General features: G+C 72.0%; 1 protein-coding gene. It reads left to right on the forward strand.

All coding sequences use genetic code 11. From position 1 onward, the window contains the following. The first annotated feature begins 336 nt into the window (after window positions 1-336). Window positions 337-1320, forward strand: coding sequence for a LacI family DNA-binding transcriptional regulator (locus AOK00_RS32905; RefSeq protein ID WP_055603819.1), 984 nt, complete (start codon window positions 337-339; stop codon window positions 1318-1320). The last annotated feature ends 52 nt before the right edge of the window (window positions 1321-1372 follow it).

The raw sequence follows: 1372 nt of genomic DNA on the forward strand, positions 1-1372 counted from the left end.
GCGGAGACGGTGGTGAAGTGAGGGTGGGGACAGTAGTGAAGATGAGGGTGAGCACGGTGGTGAAGACGATGTGCGACATGAGCGATGTGTGAGCTCTGGCGTGGGCGAGGCGAGAGGGCCTGGCGGCCGTGAATCGGCCCCGCGTGGGCTGGCCGACGAGAAATGTTTACGTAATCATCGGTAGCGTGATGGTGACACTCCCGCTGGGGGGCGTCAAGCGCGAAGCAGTGGTGAATGAGAGGGATTCGGGTGGCGGAGAAGAACACGGCAGGCGGCTCGGCGACGGCCGACGGCGACGGCCCGCGAGGAGCGCGCGGCAGGCCGCGCCGGGTCTCCATGGCGGACGTCGCCCAGCTCGCGGGGGTCTCCTCGCAGACGGTCTCACGCGTCTCCAACGGTGACGCGGCCGTCGTCGAGAGCACCCGCGCGAAGGTCCTCGACGCCATGAAGGAGCTGGGCTACCGGCCCAACAGCGCGGCCCGCGCCCTCAAGCGCGGCGAGTTCCGGGCCATCGGCGTCATCACCATGGGCCTCTCCAGCACCGGCAACGTCCGCACCCTGGAGGCCATCGCCGGATCGGCCTCCCGCGCGGGCTACGCGGTCACCCTCATCCCGCTCGACGCGCCCACCCAGGACAACGTCAGGGGCGCGTTCACCCGGCTCGACGAACTGGCCGTCGACGCCGTCGTGCTCATCATGGAGGTCCACCTCCTCGACACCGCGTCGCTCACCCTTCCCCCGCACGTCAAGGTGGTGGTCGTGGACTCCGACGCCACCGGCCGCTTCCCCGTCGTGGACACGGACCAGCGGCAGGGCGCCCGCACCGCGGTGCGGCACCTGCTCGACCTCGGGCACACCACGGTCTGGCACGTCGCGGGCCCCGAGGAGTCCTTCGCGGCCGGCCGTCGTGCGGAGGCCTGGGAGGCGGTCCTGCGTGAGGAGGGGCGGAAGGTGCCGCCCCTCCTGCGCGGGGACTGGACGCCCGAGTCCGGTTACGAGGCGGGGCTCCGGCTCGCCGACGAACCCGGCTGCGGTGCGGTGTTCGTGGCCAACGACCAGATGGCCCTCGGCGTGCTCAGAGCCTTCCACGAGCGGGGCAGGCGGGTGCCCGAGGACGTGAGCGTCGTCGGCTTCGACGACATCGCGGAGGCGGCCTCCTTCATCCCGCCGCTGACGACCGTGCGCCAGGACTTCGCGCGGGTGGGGGAGTTGTGCGTGGACGCGGTGCTGCGGGAGCTGCGCGGCGAGACGGTCACGGGGGTACGACTCGTCCCCACGACCCTGACGGAGCGGGCGAGCACGGGGGCGCCGGGGAGATGAGACCGACGCCCTGGCGGCGGCGGGTGCGGGGGAGACCGGGCCGGTCCTCGGT

The sequence above is a fragment of the Streptomyces aureus genome, from assembly GCF_001418135.1.
In the GTDB taxonomy this organism is placed as follows: Bacteria; Actinomycetota; Actinomycetes; order Streptomycetales; family Streptomycetaceae; genus Streptomyces; species Streptomyces aureus_A.